This is a genomic window from Tessaracoccus sp. SD287, assembly GCF_017355265.1.
In the GTDB taxonomy this organism is placed as follows: Bacteria; Actinomycetota; Actinomycetes; order Propionibacteriales; family Propionibacteriaceae; genus Aestuariimicrobium.
The window spans coordinates 129224-151459 of record NZ_JADIJQ010000001.1 but is presented as its reverse complement, the minus strand read 5'-3'; the positions used below and the strand labels follow the sequence as shown (position 1 = coordinate 151459).

Here is a 22236-nt window from a genome sequence, read left to right as displayed (position 1 = left end):
GTGGCGTTGGGGCCCGTCCGGGGGTCGGATCTCAGGGTGGGGCAGTTTCGCTCAGTGCAGGATCTTGGACAAAAAGTCCTGGGCTCGGGTGGTCTGGGGATTGGTGAAGAACGATTCGGGGTCGGCCTCCTCGACGATGGCACCGTCGGACATGAAGATGACACGGTCGGCAGCCTTGCGGGCGAACCCCATCTCGTGGGTGACCACGATCATGGTCATGCCCTGTTTGGCCAGGTCGACCATCACGTCGAGGACCTCGTTGACCATCTCGGGGTCGAGCGCCGAGGTGGGCTCGTCGAACAGCATCACCTTGGGGTCCATGGCCAGGGCGCGGGCGATCGCCACGCGCTGCTGCTGCCCGCCGGACAATTGGGCCGGGTACTTGTGGGCCTGGTTGTCGACGCCCACGCGCTTGAGCAGCTTCATGCCGAGTTCGTCGGCCTGCGCGTTCTTCATCCCGCGGACCTTCGTCGGCCCCAGGGTGACGTTCTGCAGGATCGTCTTGTGGGCGAACAGGTTGAAGGACTGGAACACCATGCCGACCTTGGCCCGCAGGGCCGCCAGCGCCTTGCCCTCCTCGGGCAGCTTCTGGCCGTCGATGGTGATCACCCCGGACTCGATGGTCTCGAGACGATTGATCGTGCGGCACAGCGTCGACTTGCCCGACCCGGAGGGGCCGAGCACGACGACGACCTCACCCTTGGTGACGCCCAGGTTGATGTCCTTGAGCACGTGGTTGTCGCCGAAGTACTTGTTCACCCCGCTGAGCACCACCAGGTCCTGGGTGCCAGACCTCGACGTGACCGCCGCGGCGTCGGCCGCGGTCCCGTCCTGCGCGGACGGCTCGCCGGCCCCGGTCGGGGGCTGGCGCGAATCCTCCAGCGGAGGCTGGTCTGCTGGCACGGCGCTGCTCACGTTCATGCGTGCAGACTAGGGCCAACGGGGGGTCCGCGGCTGGACGTCGCGTTCAGTGTTGTCAGAATGTTGTCTGGGTATGCCGCGCCGTCACTCGACCTCGAGCCCGGCAATTCGAGTTCGACGTGGCCGCACACCTAGAATCGGCTCATCATGAGCGACCTGCTGACCAGTCTCCCTGCCCCCGCCGTGGGCGCCCCGCGCAGCTACCAGGTGATCACCTATGGCTGCCAGATGAACGTCCACGACTCCGAACGCATCTCGGGTCTGCTCGAGGGTGCCGGGTATGTGCGCAGCGAGCAGGACGACGCGGACCTGGTCGTGTTCAACACCTGCGCGGTGCGGGAGAACGCCGACAACCGCCTGTACGGCAACCTCGGTCACATGGCGGCCGTCAAGGCCATCAGGCCCGGCATGCAGATCGCCGTCGGTGGGTGCATGGCGCAGAAGGATCGCGACACGATCGTGAAGAAGGCGCCCTGGGTCGACGTGGTGTTCGGCACCCACAACGTGGGGGCGCTGCCGGTGCTGTTGGAGCGTGCCCGCGTCGAGGAGCAGTCCCAGGTCGAGATCGTCGAGGCGCTGCAGACCTTCCCCAGCAACCTGCCCACCCGCCGCGAGTCGGCCTACGCCGCCTGGGTCTCGATCAGTGTCGGCTGCAACAACACCTGCACCTTCTGTATCGTGCCGGCGCTGCGGGGCAAGGAGACCGATCGTCGCCCCGGCGACATTCTGCGCGAGATCGAGACCCTGGTCGGCGAGGGCGTCCAGGAGATCACCCTGCTGGGGCAGAACGTGAACTCCTACGGAGTGGAGTTCGGTGACCGGGGCGCCTTCGCGAAACTGCTGCGTTCCTGCGGTCAGGTCGAAGACCTCGAGCGTGTCCGCTTCACCTCGCCGCACCCGGCCGCGTTCACCGATGACGTCATCGAGGCCATGGCCGAGACCAGCAATGTCATGCCGCAGTTGCACATGCCGCTGCAGTCCGGTTCGGACAGGATCCTCAAGGCCATGCGGCGCTCCTACCGTTCCGAGAAGTACCTGGGCATCCTGGACAGGGTGCGCGCAGCGATGCCCGAGGCAGCGATCAGCACCGACATCATCGTCGGCTTCCCGGGCGAGACCGAGGCGGATTTCGAGGAGACACTGCGCGTGGTCGAGCAGGCACGCTTCGCCACAGCCTTCACCTTCCAGTACTCCATTCGCCCCGGGACACCGGCCGCGACGATGCCCGACCAGGTGGACAAGGCCGTGGTGACCGAGCGCTACAACCGGCTGATCGCCCTGGTCAACGAGATCACCCACCAGGAGAACGAAGTGCAGGTCGGCCGCACCGTGGAGGTGATGTTCGCCGACGGGGAGGGCCGCAAGGACGCCGAGACCCGGCGCATGTCCGGGCGGGCCCCCGACAACCGGCTGGTCCACGTCTCCGTGGGCGACCACCTGCCGCGCCCCGGCGACATGGCCACCGTCGAGGTCACCCGCGCCGCCCCGCACCACCTGACCGCCGACGCCGGCATCCTTTCCCTGCGTCGCACCCGCGGCGGTGACGCCTGGCAGGCGCGCCACGAGGCGCCGGCAGCCGCCGCCGGGGTCAACCTCGGTATGCCGCGCCTGCGGGCGAACCAGGCCTGAGCCGGGGGCGGCTCTCAGAGGTTGCCGGTCTTGTCCTGGACGGCGGCCTGCCCCTGGTCGATGCGCCCCTCGAATCTGCCGCCGGTCTTGTCGTCGACGAAGTCCCCGGCTCCCTCGACTCCCGCGTCGATGCGATCCTCGTGGGTGTTCAGGGCATCCTTGGCCTTGGCCACCATGGCAGGGTCATTGCTGTCGTCGCCGTCGAAGGCGTTCTTGATCGAGTCGATGAGACCCATGGTCAGTCCTTTCGGTTGGGTGGTCCAGCGATTCCAGTGTGCGGTCGCGTCCGGCCACCTGTCAGTCGGTCGCACGAATTGCTCATGGCGCCCGGTGTGCCGCACCTGTGATTGGAACGCTGGCGGCGGCACCGGCACAATGGCACGGGTGAGCCTGCCGATCGTGCACCTGGTGGGCCCGACGGCCAGCGGCAAGTCGGGCCTGGCCGTGGACCTCGCGCTGGCCCTGGGCCGGCGTGGCGTCGGTGCCGAGGTCGTCAACGCTGACTCCATGCTCGTCTACCGCGGGATGGACATTGGCACCGCGAAACCGACCACCGACGAGCGTCGCGGCGTGCCCCACCACCTCATCGACATCATGGACGTCACGGAGTCGGCGTCGGTGGCCGAGTTCCAGGCACTGGCACGTGCCGCACTGGACGAGGTGCGCCACCGGGGTCGCGTCCCGTTCCTGGTCGGCGGCTCCGCGCTCTACAGCAGGGCGATCACCGACGTCTTCGAGTTTCCCGGAACCGATGCGCAGGTGCGCGCCAGGTGGGAGTCGGCCCTGGCCGACCAGGGGCCGCAGGCGCTGCACGCCGAACTGACGGCGAGGGCGCCGCTCGCCGCCGCCGAGATCCTGCCCGGCAACGGCCGCCGGATCGTCCGGGCACTGGAACTGCTCGACCTCGACCAGGAACTGCGCCCCGCCCTGCCCCGATGGACCTATGCCCTCACCAATGTGCACACCCTCGGGCTGGAGGTGGACCGGACGGTGATGGACCAGCGCATCAACGCCCGCGTCGACCAGATGTGGCGCGACGGTCTGGTGGCGGAGGTGCGAGGGCTCGTCGATGCCGGACTGCTTCAGGGCCGCACCGCCGCGCGCGCAATCGGCTACCGACAGGTCCTGCAGTACCTTGCCGGTGAGCTGACCGAGGACGAGGCGAAGCTGGCGGTGGCCGCAGCCACCCGACGCTTCGCCCGCAAACAGCTCGGCTGGTACCGCCGCGACCACAGGATCACCTGGCACCCGGCGGGTGCGGTCGACGTCGAGGCCATCGCCGACGACATCCTGGGCTGGGCTGAGGACCCGCATCCCGGCCCACCCCAATCCGAGCGAGTCCTTGCCGAGTGAGAGGGGGAGTGCCATGGTGAATCCCATGCGCACCATCAACTTCGTGAAGGGACACGGCACCCTCAATGACTTTGTTGTCATTGTCGACCGACACAACACCAACCCCTTGACCGAGGACGAAGTGCGCCTGCTGTGCGACCGTCGTGCCGGGGTCGGCGCCGACGGGGTGCTGCGGGCGGTGAAGGCCCAGCACATCCCGGAATGGGACGGCGACCCTGACTTGTGGTTCATGGACTACCGCAACGCCGACGGGTCGACCGCCGAGATGTGCGGCAACGGCACCCGGGTCTTCGGCAGACACCTGGCCGACAATGACCTGGTCTCGGGGCGGGAGGTGGACATCGCCACCCGCGCCGGCCTGAGGCGACTGACCTTCCACTCCGACGGCTCCATCTCCACCGCCATGGGCACCGTCGGCATCGACGACTCGGCAGTCGTGGTGCACCTCGGTGACCACTCCTGGCCGGCGACCCGGGTGGACGTGGGCAACCCGCACGCAGTGGTGCTGTTGGGTGACGAGGAGGACCTCAACGGTCTCGACCTGACCGGGGCACCGTCGTGGACGCCGACCGATGCCTTCCCGCACGGGGTCAACGTGGAGTTCGTCCAGCGACTGGACGACCGCCGCCTCGGCATGCGCGTCTTCGAACGCGGCAGCGGTGAGACCAAGTCCTGCGGCACCGGGGTGGTCGCCAGCGTCGCCACCTATGCGCGTCATTCCGGACACGGCGACGGCAAGTACCGGGTCGACGTCGCCGGTGGGGTGCTGGGCGTCGAGCTCGCGGGCGACCAGGCGCTGCTGCGCGGTCCCGCCGTGATCGTCGCCAGCGGGAAGACTTCGCTGGCCGACTGATCCGCCTCGCCCGGGGCCTCTACGCCCTGCGGTTAATCGCTGGCGGGATGAGGGTGGGGGTGGCAGGCTTGTTCAACGATGACTTCTGCCGATATCCGTGAAGACGACACTTTCGACGACGACGCCCTCGCGTTCGACGAGGGCGACCTCGACGACGACGCCGACCTGGTTGACCCGTGGGCCGAGCCCGACCCCGAGGACCTTGACGACTCGGACGACGGGGACCAGTTGGAACTGGCCGAGCGCCGCTCGCTGCGCCGTGTGGTCGGCATGTCCACCCAGCTCGATGACATCTCCGAGGTCGAGTACCGCGATCTCAAGCTCGAACGGGTCGTGCTGGTCAGCGTCTGGGCCTCCGGCAGCCAGGCCGACGCCGAGAACGCGATGACCGAGCTCAAGCTGCTCGCCGAGACCGCCGGATCCCAGGTGCTCGACGGTCTGGTGCAGCGACGTCAGCGCCCGGACCCCGCGACCTTCATCGGACGTGGCAAGGTGGACGAGCTGCGCGAGGTGGTGCAGTCGACCGGTGCCGACACCGTCATCTGCGACGGGGAACTCGAGGCGGCCCAACTGCGCAACCTCGAGGATCGGGTCAAGGTGAAGGTCGTCGACCGCACCGCGCTGATCCTCGACATCTTCGCCCAGCATGCCAAGAGTGTGGAGGGCAAGACCCAGGTCGAGCTCGCCCAGCTCAACTACCTCAAGCAACGACTGCGCGGCTGGGGTGGGAACCTCAGCCGCCAGGCGGGTGGCCAGGCCGGTGGTGGTGTCGGCATTGGTGGCCGCGGTCCCGGTGAGACGCGCATCGAGACTGACCGTCGACGGATCAGCCACCGCGTCTCGATCCTGCGCAACCGGCTCAAGGAGATGGAGTCGACCCGCGCGACCAAACGTGCCGACCGCATTCGCAACCGGGTGCCGTCGGTGGCGATCGTCGGCTACACCAACGCCGGCAAGTCGTCCCTGCTGAACCGGCTCACCCACGCCGGTGTCCTCGTGGAGGATGCCTTGTTCGCGACCCTGGACCCGACCACGCGGCGCACCGAGACCAAGGACGGACGGGTCTTCACCCTGACCGACACCGTCGGGTTCATCCGCCACCTGCCCCACGACCTGGTCGAAGCCTTCGCCTCCACCCTGGAGGAGTCGGTGCAGGCCGACCTGCTGCTGCACGTGGTCGACGGCTCCGACCCTGACCCCGTTGGTCAGATCAATGCGGTGCGCAAGGTCCTCAGCGACATCGGCGCCGCTGACCGTCCCGAACAGCTGGTCATCAACAAGGTCGACGCTGCCGAGTCGTCGCAACTGACCGTGCTGCGCTCGCTGTACCCCGACGCCATCTTCGTCTCGGCGCGCACCGGCCACGGCATCGACCAGTTGCGAGCCCTGACCGAACAGCGATTGCCGCTGCCGGAGGTCGAGTTGCGGGCGCTGGTGCCCTACAGCCGTGGCGACCTGATCGACAAGGTCCACCGCCTGGGCACGCTGCAGTCGGCGGAGCACACCGGTGAGGGCACCATGCTGGTGGCCCACGTGCACCCGGAACTGGCCAGCGAGTTCGTCGACTACCGCACCGACTGAGGGCCCCGCGCCAACCCACTCGCCTGTGGATAACTCACGGTCCGGGAACCGACACGACTACAGTGGCGGGGTGTCCCATGACCATGACGCCGTACTGGCGGCCGCCGTTGAAGCCCTCGGCGGCCAGCCGCGCCCCGGCCAGCAGAAGATGGCCGACGCCGTCGCAGCCACCCTGGAGACCGGGACCCACAGCCTGATCCAGGCGGGCACCGGCACCGGCAAGTCGTTGGGTTACCTGACCCCCGCGCTGACCCACCTGGCCAATGGTGGTGACCGCATCGTCATCGCCACCGCCACGCTCGCCCTGCAGGCCCAGTTGGCCTACAAGGACATCCCCGCGGCCCTCGATTCCGTGGAAAAGGTCACTGGCACCCGCCCCACCGCGGCCATCCTGAAGGGCCGCACCAACTACGCCTGCCTCTACAAGGTGCGCGACGGCCCCGCCGACGACCAGCAGGCACTGCTGGGCGGGGCCGAACTGGCCGCCGCCACCCGCAACTCCGACCGCACCTCGGCGGTGGGTGCCGAGGTGCTGATGCTGCGTGAGTGGGTCGAGGAGCAGGCCAAGGCCAAGCAACTCGGTGACCGTGACGACGCCCCCGCGCACACCCCGGCGGCCTGGCAGCAGGTGTCGATCCCCGTACGGGAGTGCCTGGGCACCCAACGCTGCCCCTACGGCGCCGAGTGCCTGGTCGAGGCGTCCCGTGAGCGGGCGCGCAACGCCGACCTGGTGGTCACCAACCATGCACTGCTGGCCATCAACGCCATGCACGGCGGCACCGTGCTGCCCGAACACCACGCCGTCATCGTCGACGAAGCCCACGACCTGGTCTCGCGGGTCACCGGCGCTGCCAGCGCCGAGCTCAGCCCTCCGCTGATCGAGCGAGTCGCGCGGCGGGCGCTGCCCTGGCTCAGCGACGATGTCGGGGTCGACCTGCTGGAGTCAGCCGACGCCCTGGAACGAGGGCTTGGTGACAGCCCCCTGGTCCGCATCACCGAGGACGGCCCGGCGGTGCAGGCGTTCGCCGTGGTCCGCGACGCTGCCCGGCGTGCCCTCAGCGAGATGTCGTCCAAGGGTGGGGGACAGCAGCCCGCTGCCACGGTCCGCGGCGACGACGCCGAGAAGTCGCAGGCGTCGGCCGCGGTCAAGGAGATCTTCGACGTCGCCGAGCGGATGGCGGCACTGGGCACCCACGACGTCGTCTGGGTGTCCGAACGTGAGCGTTCGGGGCGCTGGGCCCATGTCGCCCCACTGTCGGTCGCCGGGCTGATGCGGGACAAGGTGTTCGGGACCACCCCCACCGTGTTGACCTCGGCCACCATGACCGTCGGCGGTGAGTTCGAGAACATCGCCGCCAGTGTGGGGTTGAGCCGCAAGGAACGCGTCGGCGACCCGAGTGTCGAGGTGGAGGGCGACGAGGGCCAGTGGGCCTGGGCCGGCATCGACGTCGGGTCGCCCTTCGACTACCGCAAGCAGGGCATCCTGTACGTGGCGGCCGGGCTGCCGAATCCCAGCCGCGACGGCATGGCCCCCGAACTACTCACCGAGATTGCCGAACTGGTGTGGGCCGCCGGCGGACGCACGCTGGGGCTGTTCGCCTCACAACGCAATGCCGTCGAGGCCGCCAACCATGTCCGGGAACAGTTGCCTCAACTGCGGATCCTGTGCCAGGGAGACGCACAACTCTCCGAGCTGACCAGCCAGTTCGTTGCCGACGCCGAAACCAGCCTGTTCGGGACGCTGTCGCTGTGGCAGGGCATCGACGTGCCGGGGGACACCTGCGAACTGGTGATCATGGACAAGATCCCGTTCCCGCGGCCCGATGACCCGCTGATGCAGGCGCGCCAGCAGGCGGTGGCCCAGGCCGGTGGCAATGGCTTCATGTCGGTGGCAGCCGCGCATGCGGGACTGCTGCTCGCCCAGGGCAGTGGCCGGCTCATCAGGCGGTCCACCGACCGTGGCGTGGTGGCCGTCCTCGACCCCCGCCTGGTCACGGCCCGCTACGGCGGGTTCCTGCGGTCGTCCCTGCCCGAGTACTGGATGACCACAGACCGCGAGATCGCCGTGCAGGCCCTGAAACGGCTGCAGGAATCTCGCGGTTGAGATGGCCTCGGCTCAGCTGAGCTTGCGGACGACGGCCACGACCTTGCCCATGACCGACGCGTAGGTGCCGTCGATGGGGCTGTAGTCGGGGTTGTGCGGCATCAGCCACACCTTGCCGTCCTTGCGCTGGAAGGTCTTGACGGTCGCCTCGTCGTCGAGCAGGGCAGCAACAATGTCCCCATTGACGGCCGTGTCCTGCTGACGCACCACCACCCAGTCGCCATGACAGATGGCGGCCTCGATCATCGAGTCGCCCTGCACCTCGAGCATGAAGTGGACCCCGTCGCCGACGAGTTGCTTCGGCATCGCAAAGACGTCCTCGACGCGCTCCTCGGCCAGGATGGGGCCGCCGGCGGCGATCCGACCCACCATCGGCACGGGCACACCGCTGGGGTTGGCATCGTTCACGCCGGTGGGGTCGACATCGTCCGCACCCGACGCCCCCACCACCTCACGCAGCGTCGTGCCGTCGGCCGGCTTGAGCAGCAGTGAGGGCGGCAGGTGCACCTCGAGTGCCCGCGGACGGTGCGGGTCACGACGCAGGAAGCCCTTCGACTCCAGCGCCTTCAGCTGGTGGGACACGCTGGACGGGCTCGCCAGACCGACGGCCTCACCCATCTCGCGGATGCTCGGTGGGTAGCCCTGGGCCGCGACCGCGTCACGGATGACCTCGAGGATGCGACGCTGCCGTGCGGTCAGCCCGTCCTGGTCGGCCGGGCCGTCGGGCAGGGGAGTCACGGTACCGAGTTCGGCGGCCACAGCGGCGTTGCTGGGTCGCCCGGGACCGCGCGGGGCGGTCTTCTGTGCGCGCCGGGGAGTCTGCGCCCGGCGCGGAGTCTGGGACGTCTCGTCTTGAGCCATGCGACTAGGATAACGCCCCCACTGACACAATTCAAACACCTGTTCGACGTGCTGTGAGCGTGTCGGCACCGGTGTGAGGGGTGCTCGTCGCGGGGTGGGTGCAGCTTTTGTCGGAGGGGGCCGATGTACTGCGGTGAGTGGCGCGATGAACGACATGCGCCACGCTATCGAACGAACGTTTGATTTGACGCCCGACCCGGGCTAGAGTCGGACTCGAACAGGCGTTCGAACCCGTCGCGCAGGATGTGCGGACGGTCAACGATCAGGAGAACGAGATGAGTGCAGCTACCTTCACCCGCGAGGCAGTCGTCGGTCCTGCCCCCCGTGTCCGCCACCCCCGGACCTCTCCGCAGACCCGCCGCCTGGCAACCGGCGCACGGGCATGCAGCCTGCCCGGCGTCGGTGTGTCGCCCGGACTTTCCGACCGCAGCCTGCTGGCCGTCATGGTGGCCGTGGTCCTGGTGTTCCTGTTCGGTCTGGTCGTCCTGGTCCAGGGCTTCTGGGTCGCCAGTCAGGCACCCGCGCCCACCGGCGCCCAGGCCGGCATCGTCACCCTCGGCTGAGGTGCCACTGAACGCAGGCGGGCGCCAGCCATTCGGCTGGGGCCCGCGTCGTTCAGATCACACGGTCACTGCTGGACGTTGATCGGTCCGGACTGCGACACGTCCAGGACGTAGGTCTTCATGATCTTGTCAGCGATGGTCTGACGCTTGTTGTCCCACAGCGGGAAGAGCCAGCCGACCAGGCAGATGAGCGAGTCAATGTAGTGGGCCAGGTAGCGGACGAAGCTCTTGCCAAGCCCGATCGGCCGACCGTCCTCGCCGACGAGCTGGGTCTTGGCCACCTTGCGGCCCCACGACTGGCCCGTCTTCTGGCTGACGAAAGCCAGGGCGAGGTACAGCAGCAGGGAGCCAATGAGGCTGGGCAGATTGTTGGTCTGGCTGACCGAGACCCCACCAGAGGTGTTCACCTCGGCCGGGAAGATGATGTTCAGGAGCAGGCTGATGATGAAGCCGGGCAGGACGAAGTCCAGCAGACCGCCCAGCGCCCGCTTGCCCCAGCTGGCGAGCGGCATGCCGAGGGGGCCGATCTTTGCGCCGGGGGCCATGGGCTGGCCCGAGTAGCCGGGGGCGCCATATCCCGGAGCACCGTAACCCGGAGTTCCGTAACCAGGAGTGCCGTAGCCGGGCGCGCCTGCACCCGGAGCGCCGTAGGCGGCACCCTGCGCCTGGTCCCAGCCGCCGGCCTGCTGTCCCTGGCTCTGGTCCCAGCCCTGGTTGGCGGAGAGCTGGCCCTGCTGGTCCCAGCCACCGGGCTGCTGTCCCTGGCTCTGGTCCCAGCCCTGGTTGGCGGATGGCTGGCCCTGCTGGTCCCAGCCACCGGGCTGCTGTCCCTGGCTCTGGTCCCAGCCCTGGTTGGCGGAGGGCTGGCCCTGCTGGTCCCAGCCACCGCCCTGCTGTCCCTGGCTCTGGTCCCAGCCCTGGTTGGCGGAGGGCTGGCCCTGCTGGTCCCAGCCCTGGTTGGCGGAGGGCTGGCCCTGCTGGTCCCAACCACCGGCCTGCTGTCCCTGGTCCCAGTTCTGCTCGGCAGGCGGCTGGGTCGGATCGGCCGGCGCCTGTCCCTGGTCCCAGTTCTGCTCAGGCTGGTGCTGCCAGCCGCCCTGGTTGTTGTCGCCCTGAGGGGCGTTCGGGTCGTTCCAATTGTTGCTCATCTGGTTCTCCATGATTCCCGGCGCGGCCGGATGGGCTGGTGACAGTCTGGCCGGATTGGCCGTGCTTCAATCTAGACCACCGCACGGGTCAGTGGGGAGCGTCTGGGCCGGGGAATCACGTGGCTGTCACACTGGAGCAGTGAGTACAACGGGGCACACGGCCACTGCCGCTTTCTCGCCGGAAATGGCGCTCGCGCGTGTCGCTGGCGTCGGTGCCGTCGGCGCCGTCATCACCGCGGTGTATGTGGCCACGGGCAAAGGCATCACCTGCCCGTCACTGCGCCTCGGCTTCCTGTGCCCCTTCTGTGGCGGTACGCGGATGGCGGCGGCCGTCGTGCGGGGCGACCTGGGGCAGGCCTTCGGCTGGAACCCGTTCCTCTTCGTGGGCGGGGTGGTGCTGGGGCTGGTGTCCCTGGTCTGGCTCGTCGAGTTGCTGGGAGGTCCCCGGGTGCGTCCCCCGAGCCGGTTCGGCCCCATCACCCAGACTCGTGTCTACTGGGTCCTCGGCGTGCTGGCGCTGCTGTTCACACTGGCGAGGAACCTGCTCTGAACAGGGTGTGGGGCCTGACGGGTCGGCGCCCCAGAACTTTCCCGCCAGGCGGCGCGTCGTGAGCTTGATGTCGGGGTCGGCGAGGCCTATAGTCTCTACATCTAGTAGTTACATCGCTGTGGTTCATCCACAGCTTGTGGTTTGAAGTCCACAACTTCTCCACAGCTTCTGCACACGTTACCCACAGACCACACCGCCCCATGACCCGCCGATGGGAGTTGTCATGCATTGTCCCTTCTGCCGCCACGGCGACTCCCGCGTGCTGGATTCGCGGTCCGCCGACGAGGGCGCCAGCATCCGCCGGCGCCGCCAGTGCCCCGAGTGCGGGCGACGCTTCACCACCATTGAGCAGATGCAGTTGGTGGTGGTGAAGAAGAGTGGGGTGATCGAACCATTCAATCGCGACAAGGTGGTCTCGGGCGTCCGCAAGGCCTGCAAGGGACGACCCGTGACCGAGGCCGACCTCGCCAAACTTGGCCAGCGCGTCGAAGAGGCGCTGCGGGCCAGCGGCTTGGCCGAGGTTCCCACCGACGAGGTCGGCGTGGCCATCCTCGGCCCGCTCAGCGAACTCGACCCAGTGGCCTACCTGCGATTCGCCTCCGTCTACAAGCACTACCAGTGCGTGGACGACTTCATCGCCGAAATCGGCCGCATGCAGGCTTCAGAGCCTGCGGCCACGCACTGAACACCGCACCAGCACCGCCCAGGGCGTCCGCTTTTGTCGGTGCCCACATGCATGATCGACACAGCCCCACCGATACACAGGAGACCTTGATGACCGAGACCACTCGGACGGCGCGCCGCAACTCCACCCGCAAGCGGGCAGGACTGACCATCGAGCGCGTGTTCACCACCGACGGTGTGCACCCCTATGACGAGATGACCTGGGAGAAGCGCGACATCGTCCAGACCAACTGGAAGACCGGTGTCACCGTCTTCGAGCAGCGCGGCGTCGAGTTCCCCGACTTCTGGAGCATCAACGCGTCCACCATCGTCACCACCAAGTACTTCCGTGGCGCGCTGGGCACTGACGCCCGCGAGTCAAGCCTCAAGGACCTGATCGATCGGGTCGTCAAGACCTACACCCGCGCCGGAATCGACAACGGCTACTTCGCCACCGACCAGGACGCGCTGGTCTTCGAGCACGAGCTCACCTGGATGCTGGCCCACCAGTACTTCAGCTTCAACTCCCCGGTCTGGTTCAACGTGGGGACGCAGTCGCCGCAGCAGGTCAGCGCCTGCTTCATCCTCTCGGTCGACGACTCGATGGACTCGATCCTCAACTGGTACAAGGAAGAGGGGTTCATCTTCAAGGGCGGTTCCGGTGCCGGTCTCAACCTGTCGCGGATCCGTTCGTCGAAGGAACTGCTGAGCTCCGGCGGCACCGCCTCGGGCCCGGTCTCCTTCATGCGTGGCGCCGACGCCTCGGCCGGCACCATCAAGTCCGGTGGCGCCACCCGCCGTGCGGCCAAGATGGTCGTCCTGGACGTCGACCACCCCGACATCGTCGAGTTCGTCGAGACCAAGGCCCGCGAGGAGGACAAGATCCGCGCCCTGCGCGACGCCGGCTTCGACATGGACCTCGGCGGCAAGGACATCACCTCGGTGCAGTACCAGAACGCCAACAACTCGGTGCGCGTCACCGACGAGTTCATGCGTGCCGTCGAGCAGGACACCACCTTCGGGCTGACCTCACGCGCCGACGGCTCGGTCATCGAAGAGGTCCGCGCCACCGAGCTGTTCGGCAAGATTGCCAAGGCTGCCTGGGAGTGCGCCGACCCGGGCATCCAGTACGACGGGGTCATCAACGACTGGCACACCAACCCCGAGACTGGACGCATCACCGCGTCCAACCCCTGCTCGGAGTACATGAGCCTGGACAACTCCTCGTGCAACCTGGCCAGCCTCAACCTGCTGAAGTTCCTCAACGATGACGACACCTTTGACATCGAGAACTTCGTCAAGGCCACCGAACTGATCATCACCGCGATGGACATCTCGATCTGCTTCGCCGACTTCCCGACCGAGGCCATCACCCAGACCACCCGCGACTACCGCCAGCTGGGCATCGGCTACGCCAACCTGGGCGCGCTGCTGATGGCACTGGGCAAGGGTTACGACTCCGAGGGTGGCCGGGTGCTCGCCGCCGCCATCACCTCGCTGATGACCGGTGCCGCCTACCGCCGTTCGGCCGAACTGGCCGGTGTCGTCGGCACCTACGCCGGCTACGCCCGCAACGCGGAGGCCCACAAGCGGGTCATGCGCAAGCACCGCGACGCCAACTACGACGTGGTCACCCACAACGAGGTCGACGGCGACGTGCTGCGCGCCGCCCAGCAGGAGTGGGCCGCAGTCGTCGAACTGGGCGAGAGCAACGGCTTCCGCAATGCCCAGGCCTCGCTGCTGGCCCCGACCGGAACCATCGGCTTCATGATGGACTGCGACACCACCGGCATCGAGCCCGACTTCTCGCTGGTCAAGTTCAAGAAGCTCGTCGGCGGCGGTTCGATGCAGATCGTCAACCAGACCATTCCCCGCGCCCTGAAGAACCTGGGCTACGCCACCGAGACCGCCGAGGCCATCGTCAGCTTCATCGCCGAGCACGGCCACGTGGTCGACGCCCCCGGCCTGAAGCCCGAGCACTACGAGGTCTTCGACACCGCCATGGGGGTGCGGTTCATCGCTCCCATGGGCCACGTGCGGATGATGGCTGCTGTCCAGCCGTTCCTGTCCGGTGCCATCTCCAAGACCGTCAACCTGCCCGAATCGGCCACCGTCGAAGAGATCGCCGACGTCTACCTGCAGGGCTGGAAGCTGGGCCTCAAGGCGCTGGCCGTCTACCGCGACAACTGCAAGGTGGGACAGCCGCTGTCCGACGGACGCAAGAAGGCCGAGCCGGCTGCCGTCGCCCCCGTGGCGGTGGCCCCGGAGGTGCGGGTGGAGTACCGGCCGCGTCGCCGCCGCCTGCCCAAGTCGCGTGACTCGCGCACCACCTCGTTCTCGGTGGGCGGGGCCGAGGGCTACCTGACCTCGTCGCGCTACGAGGACGGCGACCTGGGCGAGATCTTCCTGAAGCTCGGCAAGCAGGGCTCGACCCTGGCCGGGGTCATGGACGCCTTCTCGCTGGCGATCTCGGTGGCGCTGCAGTACGGCGTCCCGCTGGAGACCTACGTCCAGAAGTTCACGAACATGAAGTTCGAGCCGGCCGGCATGACCGATGATGCCGACATCCGCATCGCCCAGTCGCTGATCGACTACGTCTTCCGTCGCCTGGCGCTGGACTACCTGAGCTTCGACGAGCGCTCCGAACTGGGCATCTACACCGCCGCGGAGCGGGCCCACTACGTGGAGACCGGCCGTTACCCCTCCGAGGAGGACCAGGCCCAGATCCCTGAGGCCCAGTCGCTGCAGAACGACGATGTCGACAACCGTCGCTTTGACGAGCCCGGCGCCAACCAGCCCTCGCTGGTGGAGTTCACCCCTGCGGTGAGCACCCCGGCAGCCGTCAGCGCCCCCGCCGCTGCTCCGGTGGCCAAGGCGCCGGCGAACGCCGGTCAGACCACGGCCGAGCTGATGGAGGCCATGACCGGCCTGTCGGTGGATGCCCCGCTGTGCATGACCTGCGGCACCAAGATGCGTCCGTCCGGTTCGTGCTACGCCTGCGAGGGCTGCGGCTCGACCAGCGGCTGCAGCTGATCTACCGAGAACGGTCCCGCCACCCTGCAGGGTGGCGGGACCGTTGTCGTTGTCGGCCCGACGAGGGACTCAGAGCCGGGGCGCGACCAGGTCGAGGTAGCGCTGCTTCATCAGGGTCACCGTCTGGTCAGGGTCGGCGGCCCAGATGTCGGCATTGAAGATCTCGACCTCCACGTCACCGGCGTAGCCCGACGCCGACACCATCGCCGTGACGGCGGCGAAGTCGATGTGGCCATCGCCCATCATCCCGCGTGACAGCAGCGCGTCGGCGGCCAGCGGCAGCATCCAGTCGCAGACCTGGTAGGACGCGATCCGTCCCGCCGCCCCGGCCCGGGCCACCTGCTCGGCCAGGGCAGGGTCCCACCACACGTGGTAGGTGTCGACCATCACGCCGACGGTCTCGGCGGGGTAGTCCTCAGCCAGGTCCAGGGCCTGCGCCAGGGTGGACAGCACCCCGCGGTCGGCAGCAAAGATTGGATGCATGGGTTCCAGGGCGAACCGGACACCCCGCTCGGCGGCATAGGGCACCAGCGCGTCCAACGCCCGCGCCATCTGCGTCCGGGCACCGACCAGGTCGGTGGAGCCCGGCGGCAGCCCGCCCACCACCAGGCACAGGCAGTCCGCGGCCAGGGCGGCCGCCTCGTCGACGGCGCGACGGTTCTCGGCCAGGGCCTGGTCGAAGGCCGCACCGGTGGCGGTGAACCAGCCACCCCGGCACAGCGACGAGACCCGCAGACCCGACCCGCTCAGCATCCGGGCAGCCGTCTGCAGGCCGACCTCGGCCAGGGGTTCGCGCCACACCCCGATCGACTCGATGCCGTGACGCCGGCACAGGTCGATCGCCGCAGCCAGCCCGAGGTGGTTGACGGTCTTCTGGTTCAGCGACAACCGCTGCTCGGCGGGCCGGACGGACGCGCTCACTGGTCAACCCCCGCCACGGTGAGCAGCGCCCCGAGACGACGTTCGGCCAGGTCCACGTCGTGGATGATCCCGGCGGCGTCGGCCAGCCGGGCCGTCTCGGCGAGGTCGACGATGCTGCGTCCGGCGTGCTGGCCGTTGACCATCTGGAATCCGCGCTGGTGACCGGTCAGCCAGGCCACGAAGGCGATGCCGGTCTTGTAGTGGAACGTCGGAGCCGCGAAGACCTGCCTGCTGAGCGGCACCGTCGCACCCATCACCTGGTCGTAACGCTGCAGGTCACCGGCGTCCAGGGCAGCCAAGGCGGCAGCAGCAGGTCCGGCGATGGCTGCGAAGGCCCCCAGCAGCGCGTCGGAGTGGAGCTGCCCGTCGCCCCTGATCAGCTCGGCGTAGTTGAAGTCGTCGCCGGTGTAGAGGCGCACCCCCGCGGGCAGGCGGCGGCGCAAGGAGACCTCGTGGTCGGCGTCCAGCAGCGAAACCTTCACCCCGTCGACCCGGTCGGCGTGGGCCGTCACCAGGTCGACAAAGGTCTCGGTGGCAACGTCCAGGTCGGACGAACCCCAGTAGCCGGCCAGGGCCGGGTCGAACATGGTGCCCAGCCAGTGCAGGATCACCGGCCGGTCGCTGGCCGCCAGCACACGGGCGTAGACGCGCACATAGTCCTCGGGGCCGGAGGCCACCGCCGCCAGGTGCCGCGAGGCCATGACGATGGGCTGGGCGCCGGCCTGCAGGGTGACCTCGAGTTGGGTCAGGTAGCCGTCGACGACCTGGCCGAGACTGGCCCCCGGCGGCAGGTGGTCGGTGCCCACCCCGGTGGCGATCCGGTGGCCGCCGGCCACCGCCTCGGCCGACGAACGGCGGATCAACTGCTGGCACGCATCCCAGTCCAGGCCCATCCCACGCTGGGCGGTGTCCATCGCCTCGGCCACGCCGAACCCGTGGGACCACAGGTGGTGGCGAAAGGCCAGCGTCGCGTCCCAGTCGATGTCCGCCGGGCGGCCGGGCACATTGTCGGCCTCGACCCGGGGGATGGCGTGCGCAGCGGCGAAGGCGACCCGTGAACTGAAACCCTCAGCGGGGGGCAGCCAGGCCGGTGCGCCAGTGAAGCTGAACCGGTGCCGAGACCCGTCGCGGCCAGGCAGCAGCAGGCTCACAGCGACAGCTCCGGCAGGTCCACGCGCCGTCCAGTGGCCGACGACTCGAGTCCTGCCTCGGCCAGTCGGACGCCGCGGGCACCGGCCAGCAGGTCGTAGGGGTGGGGGCCGTCGGCCAGCACGTGCACCAGGAACTGCTCCCACTGGGCCTTGAACCCATTGTCAAAGGTGTCGTTGTCGGGAACCTGCTGCCACTGTTCCCGGAAGGGGATCGACTCGACCAGGTCGGGGTTCCAGACCGGCTTGGGGGTGCCGGCCCGGTGCTGGATCCGGCAGTGGTGCAGCCCGGCGACCGCGCTGCCGTGGGTGCCGTCGACGTGGAACTCGACCAGTTCGTCGCGGTTCACGCGGGTCACCCACGACGAGTTCAGGGTGACCATGACCCCGCCGGCCAACTCGAAGATCGCGTAGGCGGCGTCATCGGCGGTGGCGGGGTAGCTGGCGCCGCGCTCGTCGACCCGCGTGGGGATGTGGGTGACGGCGCGGGCATAGACAGACTGCACCCTGCCGAACAACTGCTCCAGGACGTAGTTCCAGTGGGCGAACATGTCCATCACGATGCCGCCGCCGTCCTCGGCCCGGTAGTTCCAACTGGGGCGCTGCGCGTCCTGCCAGTCACCCTCGAAGACCCAGTAACCGAACTCGCCGCGCACGCTCAGCACCTGCCCGAAGAAGCCCCCGCGCACCAACCGCTCCAACTTCCGCAGGCCCGGCAGGTACAACTTGTCGTGCACCACGCCATTCTTCAGCCCGGCAGCGGTGGCGAGGCGGGCGAGTTCCAGGGCGACCTCGGAGTTCTCGGCGGTCGGCTTCTCGGTGTAGATGTGCTTGCCGGCGGCGATGGCCTGGCGCAGCGCCTGCTCACGCACACTGGTCAGCTGGGCATCGAAGTAGATCTGGTGGTGCGGGTCGGCCAGGGCGGCGTCGAGGTCTGTCGTGTAGTTGTCCAGCCCATGACGGGCGGCGATCTCGGCGAGCTTGGCCTCGTTGCGTCCGACCAGGATCGGGTCGACCTGCACCCTGCGGCCGTCCGGCAGTTCCACCCCGCCCTGGTCGCGAATGGCCAGGATGGAGCGGACCAGGTGCTGGCGGTACCCCATTCGTCCGGTGACGCCGTTCATGATGATGCCGATGGACTCCACGTGATCTCCTCTGACCGTGCGGGAAAGCGTATTCCCAGCGTAGCAAGGACAGGCCCGTGACACACAACCCGGGTTGCGCGGCGCTCACCGTGGGGGAGTGCTCTGCCGCAGCACGACCTGCCCACCGAACGGCTCGCTCGGCAGTTCGCCGCCCAGCAGTCCGTCAATGGCGGCCATCCCCGCCTCCCGTAGCGGCAGCCGCACCGTGGTCAGCCCCGGCCTCAGGTCGGCCAGGATCGGCAGGTCGTTGAACCCGGCCATGCCCACTTCCGGACCGACGCTGATGCCGGCCTCGTGCAGGGCCGTCATGGCACCCAGCGCCATCATGTCGGTCACCGCGAACACGCACACCGGTGCTGTTCCGGGGCGCACCAGCGGCAGGGCCCGGGTCATGGCGTCATAGCCGCCGTCCCGGCTGAACTCGCCGCTCACCGCCTCGAGCCCGACCCCGGCCCCAGCCAGCACGTCGGCGAATCCGCGCGCCCGCTCCAACGAGGTGGCGTGGTGGTCGGGCCCGGTGAGGACGACGAACCGCTGGTAGCCCAGCCCGAGCAGCGACTCGGCCAGGGCGGCGGCGCCCTGCTCGTTGGCGAACCCCACGCACGGCAGGTCCCCCAGTTGTTGTCCCACCACGACCACCGGCAGCTCACCCACCGCGCGCAACAGCTGCTCGGGGTCCTCGCCGGCCGGACGCGACCCGGCGATCATGAGCCCGCGGACGCGCTGGGCGCGGAAGGAACGCACCTGCTGCAGTTCCCGGTCCAGGTCGGCGTGGTGCACCGCGACGCTCAGCATCATCGAATGCTGCGCCGCCGCCTGGGTCGCACCTGCGGAGAGTTGGGTGAAGTAGGGGTCGGCGATGTCGGGGGCCAGCATGCCGATCGACATGGTGTGGCCCCGCGCCATCGCCTGCGCCGGTCCGTGGGGGGAGTAGGACAGTTCGTCGGCGGCGGCATGGACCCGGGCGGCCATCGTGGCCCCGACGGTGCGGGAACTGCCGTTCAGCACGCGCGAGGCGGTCGCCAGCGAGACGCCTGCGCGGCGGGCGACATCGGTCAGGGTCGCGGCTGCCGCGACGGGTGGGTGCTCGTGGTCCATGGTTGCTCAGGCTAGTGCGAAGGGCTCAACGCGCCAGCGGCCCGGTGCCGACAGCTGTGCGAGCCAGACCTGGTTCGGTGTCGGCCTCGACATCGGACCACACGCCCTGGCCACGCCTGCCCTGACGCACCCGCCAGACGATGAAGACCACCAGTGCCGTCACCGCCACCACGGCCAAGCCGATGGCCAGCACGGGGGAGAAGGAGTACAGGGCGGCCACCGCAGCAAAGCCGACGAAGCCGATCGTCGAGTAGAGCAGGGCCCACAGGATGCAGCCCAGCACCACGGCGGGCAGGTAACGGCGCATCGACATCCGCCCGACGCCCGCCGCCAGGTTGACCAGGGTCTGCACCCCGACGAGCAGGAAGCAGAACGTCACCGCCAGGGCCCCCCAGCGCTCCAACCATGCCCTGGCCTTGAGGTACCCCGGCGCGTCCAGCAAGGCGGCGTAGCGGGAACGGGAGGTGCCCGCTGACATGCCGCGCCCCAACCAGTAGGTGCCGTTGGCCCGCAGCATGACGATGACGAACAGGCCCGCGGCCACCACGAACCAGGGCGCATTCCAGCTGAACGGATTCACAATCTTCCTTGTCCGGGCCCAGTGGGCGAGACCATCGCGGGTGTCCATGCAGGTCCACCGTGACGCCCGTGCCCTCCCCCCATCCTATGCTGTCCCGGTGACAGGGGTACTCAGCGGGTTCGCCACCATCTGGGTCGTCATCGCCGCCGGCTGGCTGAGCGCACACCTGCGGATCCTGACCCTGACCGCCCAGGACGTCCTGGCCAAGGTCGCCTTCTTTGTCGCCTCCCCGGCGCTGCTGTTCCTGATGGTCGCCGACGCCGACGTCAGACGGGTTTTCTCCGGCAACCTGCTGGTGACGGTGCTCGCCACCCTGCTGGCCTGCGGGCTCTACGCCCTGGTCGCCCGCCTGTGGCTGCGCCCCAGCCGGTCCGACCTGGTGATCGGCGCCATGACCGCCTCCTACGTCAACGCCGCCAACCTCGGCATCCCCATCGCCGTCTTCGTCCTGGGTGACGTCACCTGGCTGGCCCCGCTGCTGCTCTTCCAGGTCGCCGTCGTCCAGCCCGCAGCACTGACCCTGCTCGACCTGGACAAGGCCAGGGACGAGGGGCGTCGGCCGTCGGTGGGCAGCAACCTGAGCCTGCCGCTGCGCAACCCGATGACCATCGGCACCCTGGCCGGGCTCGCGGTGAACCTGCTGGGCTGGAGCGTTCCGGCCTGGCTGGCCAGCCCCGTCGGACTGCTCGCCGACATGTCGGTGCCGGCCATGCTGGTCGCCTTCGGCATCTCGCTCCGGCTGGGCCCGCTGCCCGGGCGCGGGGCGGATGGACGTGCGATGACGCTGGCCGCGGTCATCAAGCTGGTGGTGCATCCGCTGATCGCCTGGGCGCTGGCCGGCGTCCTCGGCCTGGACGCCACGACCACCCTGGCCGTGGTCGTCATCGCCGGATTGCCCACGGCCCAGAACGTCTTCGTCTGGGCCGCCCGCTACCAGAAGGGCCTGGGTCTGGCCCGCGACGTCGTCTTCGTCACCACCATCGGTTCCATCATCACCATCGCCCTGATCGCGGCCGTGGTCGGTCGCTGAGAACCACCGCACTGTGGCAGCAGCCCAGCGACCTGCCGGTGGGGTTGTTAGGTTGAACATGACGAAAGGGGACCCGTGGACAGCTCTGAGTTCGACATCGACCGCAGCATCGCCACCGCCTGGCAGAGCTTTGCCGATCGGCTCGCCGAGGTCGTCTCGGTCATCGACGACGGCGGCTCGCTGACGATCGGCACCATGTCCGCCAGCGACGACCCGGCACCCTTCATGCGGTTCACGCATCTGGAGGGCGAACCCGACCTCATCCAGGTCGAGGCCGCCAGCAATGCCAGTCTGGGGGACGGCTTCCAGTTGACCAGCGCACAGCTCGCCGAGATGGAGCAGGCCGGCTGGGACCCGCCCAGCGCCACCGGTCCCCACCCCAGCGCCAACTTCTCCAAGATCGTCCCCCAGGAACGCAGCGACGTGATCGCCGTGCTGGCCACCAGCACCCTGTGGACGGTGTACGGCGTCCAGCACCCCGTCTTCCTGGCGCCAGACCAGTTGGCCGAGATCCTGCGACCGGAGGCGCCGGACGCCCACCCGGTGCCGGTGAGCACCGCGTTCGACGCCGAGGACCTGACCGCCGTGATGCCGCGGAACAGGACCCATCTGGACGACCTGGTCACCCGGGAGCTGACCGAGCTGTTCGGGCACCCGCCGCTGCGTGACGCCGATGGCGACATCACCATCCGGGTCGGGTCCTCGCTGGTCTTCGTGCGCACCACCAGCGCCGCCGACGAGGTGGTGCTGTTCTCGGTGATGGTCCACGACGTCGAAGGACGCTCCCGGGCAGTGGAGGTCCTCAACGACCTGAACGTCGAGGCCAAGTACGGACGGTTCGCCCTGATCCGCGACCGGGTCTTCGTCACCATGTCGCTGCTGGCCCACCCCTTCGTCCCGGCCCACCTGCTGCAGGGACTGCGGATCATCAGCAGGATGGCCGATGAGATGGACGACCTGCTGGCGGCCAAGCTGCGCGGACGGACCACTTTCGAGGACAAAGGTTGACTTCGGCGACCGCCCACATCGCCACGGCCGGACGCCTAGCGTGGACC

General features: G+C 68.7%; 20 protein-coding genes. 11 read left to right on the top strand and 9 right to left on the bottom strand.

Annotation, left to right across the window (positions count from 1 at the left end; genetic code table 11):
• Positions 1-51: 51 nt before the first annotated feature.
• Positions 52-921, bottom strand: coding sequence for an amino acid ABC transporter ATP-binding protein (locus IPV09_RS00695; protein ID WP_370590162.1), 870 nt, complete (start codon positions 919-921; stop codon positions 52-54).
• A gap of 147 nt (positions 922-1068) precedes the next feature.
• Here IPV09_RS00695 and miaB point away from each other — a divergent pair, with 147 nt between their 5' ends.
• Complete coding sequence (gene miaB, locus IPV09_RS00690) at positions 1069-2550, top strand: tRNA (N6-isopentenyl adenosine(37)-C2)-methylthiotransferase MiaB (protein ID WP_207472930.1); 1482 nt, start codon at positions 1069-1071, stop codon at positions 2548-2550.
• Between the two features lie 14 nt (positions 2551-2564).
• Here the strand turns inward: miaB and IPV09_RS00685 are convergent, their stop codons facing one another.
• Entirely contained in the window at positions 2565-2786 is a 222-nt protein-coding gene (locus IPV09_RS00685) for an antitoxin (protein ID WP_242681025.1), read from the bottom strand.
• Between the two features lie 139 nt (positions 2787-2925).
• Between IPV09_RS00685 and miaA the strand changes: the two genes are divergently transcribed.
• From miaA to IPV09_RS00665, 4 genes are all read left to right on the top strand, one after another.
• On the top strand, positions 2926-3903 hold the full coding sequence (gene miaA, locus IPV09_RS00680; RefSeq protein ID WP_207472929.1) for a tRNA (adenosine(37)-N6)-dimethylallyltransferase MiaA: 978 nt from the start codon (positions 2926-2928) through the stop codon (positions 3901-3903).
• Between the two features lie 13 nt (positions 3904-3916).
• Entirely contained in the window at positions 3917-4756 is an 840-nt protein-coding gene (gene dapF / locus IPV09_RS00675) for a diaminopimelate epimerase (protein WP_242681024.1), read from the top strand.
• Positions 4757-4834: 78 nt separating this feature from the next.
• Complete coding sequence (gene hflX / locus IPV09_RS00670) at positions 4835-6337, top strand: GTPase HflX (RefSeq protein ID WP_207472928.1); 1503 nt, start codon at positions 4835-4837, stop codon at positions 6335-6337.
• 148 nt (positions 6338-6485) lie between these two features.
• A complete protein-coding gene (locus IPV09_RS00665) occupies positions 6486-8441 on the top strand; it encodes an ATP-dependent DNA helicase (protein WP_207473038.1) in 1956 nt (651 codons plus the stop codon).
• A gap of 12 nt (positions 8442-8453) precedes the next feature.
• Here the strand turns inward: IPV09_RS00665 and lexA are convergent, their stop codons facing one another.
• Positions 8454-9302, bottom strand: a complete 849-nt coding sequence (lexA, locus tag IPV09_RS00660; protein WP_207472927.1) for a transcriptional repressor LexA — start codon at positions 9300-9302, stop codon at positions 8454-8456.
• Between the two features lie 275 nt (positions 9303-9577).
• Here lexA and IPV09_RS00655 point away from each other — a divergent pair, with 275 nt between their 5' ends.
• Positions 9578-9865, top strand: coding sequence for a hypothetical protein (locus IPV09_RS00655; protein WP_207472926.1), 288 nt, complete (start codon positions 9578-9580; stop codon positions 9863-9865).
• A gap of 65 nt (positions 9866-9930) precedes the next feature.
• Here IPV09_RS00655 and IPV09_RS14460 read toward each other — a convergent pair whose 3' ends face one another.
• Positions 9931-11013, bottom strand: a complete 1083-nt coding sequence (locus tag IPV09_RS14460) for an RDD family protein (protein ID WP_207472925.1) — start codon at positions 11011-11013, stop codon at positions 9931-9933.
• 184 nt (positions 11014-11197) lie between these two features.
• Here IPV09_RS14460 and IPV09_RS00645 point away from each other — a divergent pair, with 184 nt between their 5' ends.
• The 3 genes from IPV09_RS00645 (at position 11198) to IPV09_RS00635 (ending at position 15259) form a co-directional block, all read left to right on the top strand.
• On the top strand, positions 11198-11563 hold the full coding sequence (locus tag IPV09_RS00645; protein ID WP_207472923.1) for a DUF2752 domain-containing protein: 366 nt from the start codon (positions 11198-11200) through the stop codon (positions 11561-11563).
• 223 nt (positions 11564-11786) lie between these two features.
• Positions 11787-12248, top strand: a complete 462-nt coding sequence (gene nrdR / locus IPV09_RS00640) for a transcriptional regulator NrdR (RefSeq protein ID WP_207472921.1) — start codon at positions 11787-11789, stop codon at positions 12246-12248.
• Between the two features lie 89 nt (positions 12249-12337).
• Positions 12338-15259 carry a vitamin B12-dependent ribonucleotide reductase gene (locus IPV09_RS00635; protein ID WP_207472919.1) on the top strand — a complete coding sequence of 974 codons (2922 nt, stop codon included), beginning with the start codon at positions 12338-12340 and terminating at the stop codon, positions 15257-15259.
• A 69-nt stretch (positions 15260-15328) separates the two neighbouring features.
• On the opposite strand, the gene IPV09_RS00630 is transcribed toward IPV09_RS00635, so the two are convergent.
• From IPV09_RS00630 to IPV09_RS00610, 5 genes are all read right to left on the bottom strand, one after another.
• Positions 15329-16180, bottom strand: coding sequence for a sugar phosphate isomerase/epimerase family protein (locus IPV09_RS00630; protein ID WP_207472917.1), 852 nt, complete (start codon positions 16178-16180; stop codon positions 15329-15331).
• Positions 16177-17331 (bottom strand): dihydrodipicolinate synthase family protein, encoded by a 1155-nt coding sequence (locus IPV09_RS00625; RefSeq protein ID WP_207472916.1) that lies wholly within the window; start codon positions 17329-17331, stop codon positions 16177-16179. The genes IPV09_RS00630 and IPV09_RS00625 overlap by 4 nt, the downstream gene beginning before the upstream one ends.
• Positions 17328-18473, bottom strand: a complete 1146-nt coding sequence (locus IPV09_RS00620; RefSeq protein WP_370590161.1) for a Gfo/Idh/MocA family protein — start codon at positions 18471-18473, stop codon at positions 17328-17330. The genes IPV09_RS00625 and IPV09_RS00620 overlap by 4 nt, the downstream gene beginning before the upstream one ends.
• Positions 18474-18557: 84 nt before the next feature.
• Positions 18558-19571, bottom strand: coding sequence for a LacI family DNA-binding transcriptional regulator (locus IPV09_RS00615; RefSeq protein WP_207472915.1), 1014 nt, complete (start codon positions 19569-19571; stop codon positions 18558-18560).
• Positions 19572-19596: 25 nt separating this feature from the next.
• On the bottom strand, positions 19597-20151 hold the full coding sequence (locus IPV09_RS00610) for a DedA family protein (RefSeq protein ID WP_370590160.1): 555 nt from the start codon (positions 20149-20151) through the stop codon (positions 19597-19599).
• Between the two features lie 97 nt (positions 20152-20248).
• Between IPV09_RS00610 and IPV09_RS00605 the strand changes: the two genes are divergently transcribed.
• Together IPV09_RS00605 and IPV09_RS00600 are read left to right on the top strand one after the other, a co-directional pair.
• Positions 20249-21181, top strand: coding sequence for an AEC family transporter (locus tag IPV09_RS00605; protein ID WP_207472913.1), 933 nt, complete (start codon positions 20249-20251; stop codon positions 21179-21181).
• 75 nt (positions 21182-21256) lie between these two features.
• Entirely contained in the window at positions 21257-22189 is a 933-nt protein-coding gene (locus IPV09_RS00600) for a YbjN domain-containing protein (RefSeq protein WP_207472912.1), read from the top strand.
• Positions 22190-22236 lie beyond the last annotated feature (47 nt).